Annotated in this window: 3 protein-coding genes and 1 pseudogene; 3 read left to right on the forward strand and 1 reads right to left on the reverse strand. The window is 55.5% G+C overall.

The genetic code is table 11. The annotated features are described in order from the left end of the window. Window positions 1-59: 59 nt before the first annotated feature. A pseudogene (gene norR, locus AO277_RS10655) lies at window positions 60-1,625 on the reverse strand (nitric oxide reductase transcriptional regulator NorR). 129 nt (window positions 1,626-1,754) lie between these two features. Here norR and hmpA point away from each other — a divergent pair. The 3 genes from hmpA to AO277_RS10670 all read left to right on the forward strand — a co-directional run bounded on the left by hmpA (window position 1,755) and on the right by AO277_RS10670 (window position 5,266). Then, window positions 1,755-2,942 carry an NO-inducible flavohemoprotein gene (hmpA, locus tag AO277_RS10660; protein WP_044320045.1) on the forward strand — a complete coding sequence of 396 codons (1,188 nt, stop codon included), beginning with the start codon at window positions 1,755-1,757 and terminating at the stop codon, window positions 2,940-2,942. A 151-nt stretch (window positions 2,943-3,093) separates the two neighbouring features. Continuing rightward, window positions 3,094-4,278 carry a YbfB/YjiJ family MFS transporter gene (locus AO277_RS10665; RefSeq protein ID WP_044320043.1) on the forward strand — a complete coding sequence of 395 codons (1,185 nt, stop codon included), beginning with the start codon at window positions 3,094-3,096 and terminating at the stop codon, window positions 4,276-4,278. Between the two features lie 4 nt (window positions 4,279-4,282). After that, window positions 4,283-5,266, forward strand: coding sequence for an NAD(P)H-dependent flavin oxidoreductase (locus AO277_RS10670; protein WP_044320044.1), 984 nt, complete (start codon window positions 4,283-4,285; stop codon window positions 5,264-5,266). Window positions 5,267-5,278: the final 12 nt, after the last annotated feature.

Here is a 5,278-nt window from a genome sequence, read left to right on the forward strand (position 1 = left end):
GCTCCTGGGTCAACATATTGGCAGCTCAAAGCCGCCAGTTTTACCCAGGGGGGTCAATTCTAGGTTGGCGTTAGGGGGTCATTTTTACAGTGGCGGTGACAATTAAGACTTCTGGCTGCAGCAGAAACATTGCCTTCCGACCGTCTGAGAGCCTCTTCCAACACGGCTTTCTTGTAGCCGTCTACAGATGATCTGAAGTCTTTAACCAGAGGTTGCAGCGAAAGGAGATCGCCTGATTCTTCTGCAACTGTCTCGGAGGGTGATGCCAGAAGGTCGAGGTCATGCAGCTCCAGCGACAACACACTCTGCCTTTTCAACGACGCCGCTCGTTTTTTTGCCTTCAGCGCGGCCCTTGCCATCAGGTGTTCCAGCTCCCGAATATTCCCGGGCCAGGAGTAGCCGACCAATGCCTGGCGGGCGGAGTCGGAAAATCGCAGCGAAGGTACGCCGACCCTCCAGCGGTTTTCTTCCGCGAAGGCTCCAGCCAGCAACATGATGTCGTCCCGGCGTTCTCTCAGAGAGGGGATGCGTAACGGGTAGACGCTGAGGCGGTGATACAGGTCTGCTCGAAAACGACCCGTGCGCACTTCCTCAGCCAGGTCTCGGTTGGTGGCGGCAATCAAACGAATATCGACCACGTGGGGCTTGTCGGAGCCTACTCTCTGAAGCTGGCCGCCCTGAAGTACGCGAAGCAGGGTGGCTTGCACGGCCAACGGAAGCTCGCCGATCTCATCCAGGAACAGCGTGCCGGTGCTGGCCACTTCAAATTTACCCAGCCGATTTTCGATGGCCCCCGAAAAGGCGCCTTTGACGTGCCCGAAAAGCTCGCTTTCGACCAGGTGCTCAGGAAGCGCGGCGCAATTGACCGTGATGAACGGTTTGTCCGCTCGCGCCGAGAGATCGTGTAGCCGCTGGGCAACCAGTTCTTTACCTACTCCGGTTTCGCCGGTAATCAACACCGTGAGGTCGCTTGAAGCGACCAGATCGATTTCAGAGATGAGTTGCCTGAAACTGTCGCTGTTGCCGATCATTTCAGGCTTGGGCCTGCGTGCAGAGAGTCGGTAGGCTTCTGCCCGTTTCCGTTCTCAGGCAACGGTGCGCAACAGATCATCGAATTGGGAGGCCGCCACGACGGTCGCCGCCGCGAACACGGCAAAGGTCTCGACGGTTTGCAGATCCTGCTCAGTGAACTGCCCAACGGTCAGGGCGTCCAGGGTCAGAACCCCCCAGGTTTTGTCATTGATCCGCAATGAGCAACCCATGCAGTCGTGCACGGGCAAAGCGCTTGAACCGATCAGTCCGTCATAGGGGTCCGGGAGATCACAGTTTGAGGGGAACAGCACGGCCCCCTTGGCTTCAATGATCGCGTTCAGTCGAGGATGGTTGGCGACACGGTAGCGTCGGGCCATTGCGTCACTGGCCAAGCCGTGCGCTGCGACAGGAATAAGTTCGCCCCGCTCCAGGCGCAATAATGCCAGAGCATCCGAGGGGACAAGCTCTCGCAACGCATCCAGCACGCGGTAATAACGGTGTTCGGCAGACAGCTCTACGGCTAAATCACCCAAGAGAGGAAGGAGGGCGTGCAACGCCTTCAACTGATGAGTCGAAATGACATCTTTTTTCACGGATCAGGTCTTAATAACACAGTCATAAAGACTCTATACGCCTTCGAATTGCTGTTTTACAAGGCTTTTATGCCTGGCACGGCGGTTGCTCTAGCCAAGGGTATAGATGCTTACCTTCTGGAGCCCACCATGCTGACCTCAGCCCAGCGCGACATCATCAAAGCAACTGTGCCTCTGCTAGAAACCGGAGGGGAAGCGCTGATCACGTATTTTTATAAACTCATGCTCGACACGCACCCTGAAGTGCGTCCGTTGTTTAATCAGGCGAATCAAGCTAACGGGTCGCAGCCCCGTGCGCTTGCCAATGGCGTGCTGATGTACGCGAGGAACATCGACAGGCTCGAAAACCTGGGCGGGCTGGCGAGCCAGATAATCAACAAGCATGTGGCACTGCAGATACTTCCCCAGCATTACCCTATAGTCGGCGCCTGCCTTTTGCAGGCTATCCGCGAGGTACTGGGCGCAGAAACCGCAACAGATGAAGTCATCGCAGCGTGGGCCGCAGCCTATCAACAGCTCGCAGACATCCTCATTGCCGGTGAGCGGAGTGCCTACGACGCCATCGCTGCTGCACCGGGCGGCTGGCGGGGTGCGCGTCCGTTCACCGTCCAGAGAAAGGTGGCCGAAAGCGCTGAAATTACGTCGTTTTATCTTGCGCCTACTGATCATCAGCCCGTTATCAAGCACAAGGCCGGACAATACATCGGCGTGCGGCTCATGATCGATGGCCAAGAGGTGCGACGTAACTACTCTTTGAGTGAGCAGGCTGACGGTGTTTTATACCGAATCAGCGTCAAGCGTGAGCAGGGCGGGCTCGCGTCTACTTATCTGCACGATCATGTGGAAGAGGGAAGCACGCTCGATGTGTTCCCTCCTTCCGGGAATTTCACACTTAGCGACCATACCAGGCCACTACTACTTATCAGCGGCGGCGTCGGTATCACGCCAACGCTGGCAATGGCCGAGCAAGCGCTGGAGTCCGGCGAACGACCAGTCACCTTCATTCACTATGCGCGTAATGGTCAGGCGCATGCGTTCTCAGCCCTCTTGCGAGACTGGCAACAACGCTATCCGCTGTTCAAGGCGCATGTCGTTTACGCGGAGCGGGCCGATCATGAGGTCTACACGCCGGACGCCATTGGCTTTCCCTCAATCACTCACCTTCAAAAATGGCTGCCTGCCGACCGCGATGTCGACGCTTATTTTCTGGGCCCCACACCCTTCATGGCATTCATGAAACGGGCCTTGAAGGATCTGGGAGTGCCAGAGAATCAGGCCCGGTATGAGTTTTTCGGCCCGGCGCAAGCCTTGGCGTGAAGTTGAAAGGCAAACATCTGACCAGGCAAAGAGCTGTTGACGCACGGTGCTTCAAGCCAAGTGCAATCGCACATACCTCCAGATCAGCGGCTAAAACATCTGTATTTGTTTTAGCCGATTTGGCTGGAAAGCAATAGTTGAGATCAAAGTGATGCACAACCAGCCGTTACCAGCACAAAATAATCAAAGTCAAAGCTTGCTATGGTCTGCTATCGCTGCGGCCATGGTGATGGCCATTGGCATGGGCTTTGGACGTTTTGCCTATACCGGTGTCTACCCTGCGATGGTTCACGAGGGCATAGTGAGCCTGCATGACGGGACATTGGCTGCATCAGCCAATTATGCCGGATACCTGTTAGGCGCTTTACTGGCTGCGCGCTTATCAAGCGGTCATTCACGCAAGTGGGTAATCGTGTCTATCCTCGCCAGCGTGGTAGGTCTGATTGCGCTGGCCTATATCGCACAGCCTTGGTTGATTATCAGCATTCGAGGCGTGGCAGGGCTCTTCAGTGCGCTGTCCATGATCGCTGTATCGCAGTGGTTATTGCAGCACAAGGGGCATCATGAGGGGGCCCCCATACTCTTTTCAGGAGTGGGCATAGGAATCTTCCTTTCAGCAGAAATACTGGCTATTGCTCAAGGCGTCGGATTCAACAGTTTCAACCTGTGGCTTACGCTGGGCGTGAGCAGCGCCGTACTAAGCGGCATTGCCATAAAGAAGCTGGATAAAAGCCCCACCCATTTGATGGCCCCTTCAGTGAGTGATGCTTCTGGGCGTCATATGCCATTAGGAGCATGGCCTTTGATTGCGGCCTATGGTTTGGCGGGTTTTGGCTACATTATCACGGCGACGTACCTTCCCATGCTGGTAAAAAATGCCTTTGGAGATATGAACCCTGTTCACATCTGGGCTGTTTTCGGTCTTGGAGCCGCACCTTCCTGTTACCTCTGGCACAAACTTCACCTGAGATTTGGCACTCACGTTGCGCTCCGTGCAAACCTCCTGCTTCAAGCGTTCGGTGTCATTCTGCCTGTCATATCACCTAGCGTGGCGGGATACGTGGGCAGTGCGTTAATTGTCGGCGGAACATTCATGGGTACCGTAAGCATAGCGATGCCCGCCGCAAAACGAGTGTCACACACGATTAAGCACAATCTTATCGCTGTCATGACTGCAGCCTACGGCATAGGTCAAATCATTGGCCCCTTATTAGCGAGCTACCTGTTCGCATACAGCGGCTCGTTCAACACTTCGCTGATCGCTGCGGGCGTTGGCCTGGTGCTCTCAACACTGCTGACCGTTCGATTTCCTTCACCGCTCCAGATAGATAGGTAGTTACATGAACAATACTGATTTCTGGACCAACATAGGGGTCCGGCTACCCATTATTCAGGCGCCGATGGTTGGAGTTTCAACTCCAACTCTTGCCGCCGAAGTTAGTAACGCAGGAGCCCTTGGATCAATCGGCCTTGGCGCCAGCACCCTAGACCAGGCACGAGCCCTTATAAGACGGACGCGCGAGCTAACTGACCAACCGTTCAACGTGAACATGTTCTGCCACAGCCCCGCTCGTTTTAACCAAGCGCAGAACGATGCCTGGCTGGCCTATAGTGCAAAATGGTTCGCCGAGTTCGATGCAGCGCCTCCTCAGGAAATACGCGAGATTTATACAAGCTTCCTGAGTGACCGGGCGATGCTTGAAGTGCTATTAGCCGAGCGGCCCGCTGTAGTCAGCTTTCACTTCGGCACACCCGAATCAGCATGGATAGCTGAGCTGCGAGAGGCGGGCATCGTTACACTGGGTTGTGCCACCACGCTCAAGGAAGCACAAATGCTTCAGAAGACAGGTGTAGACGCCATTGTCGCGCAAGGCTATGAGGCAGGAGGGCACCGTGGCGTATTCGACGATGCGCCTGATCAGGACCACGAGCTTGGGTTGTTCCCATTGACCCGCATGCTGACAACACACATAGGCTTACCGGTGATCGCAGCCGGTGGGATCATGGACGGCGCAGGCATTAAAGCGGCATTGGTACTGGGGGCCATAGGTGTACAAATGGGAACCGCCTTTATCCTGTGCCCCGAGTCCTCAGCTACGCCCGAGCATCGCGCAGCGCTTGTCTGCGCAAGAGCCCATGAAACTCGAGTAACCAGCTATGTATCCGGCCGTCCTGCCCGTGGCTTGGCGAATCGTCTGTACCTGGAAAGCAGCGAACAAAAAATCCCTGTCCCAGCCGAATATGGTATGACCCCCGAAGGTTGGACGCAACCTTTGGAGGCGTCATGGGTAAATATACAGTGCAGGCAAAACTCGCAGCCGTGAAAGAATATTGTG

It is taken from the genome of Pseudomonas amygdali (genome assembly GCF_002699855.1).
Classification (GTDB): Bacteria; Pseudomonadota; Gammaproteobacteria; order Pseudomonadales; family Pseudomonadaceae; genus Aquipseudomonas; species Aquipseudomonas amygdali.

Bases quoted from the DNA above. Each gene is read 5' to 3' on its own strand.
- AO277_RS10665 (WP_044320043.1), top strand. From the start codon at position 3,094: ATGCACAACCAGCCGTTACCAGCACAAAATAATCAAAGTCAAAGCTTG.
- AO277_RS10670 (WP_044320044.1), top strand. From the start codon at position 4,283: ATGAACAATACTGATTTCTGGACCAACATAGGGGTCCGGCTACCCATT.
- hmpA (WP_044320045.1), top strand. From the start codon at position 1,755: ATGCTGACCTCAGCCCAGCGCGACATCATCAAAGCAACTGTGCCTCTG.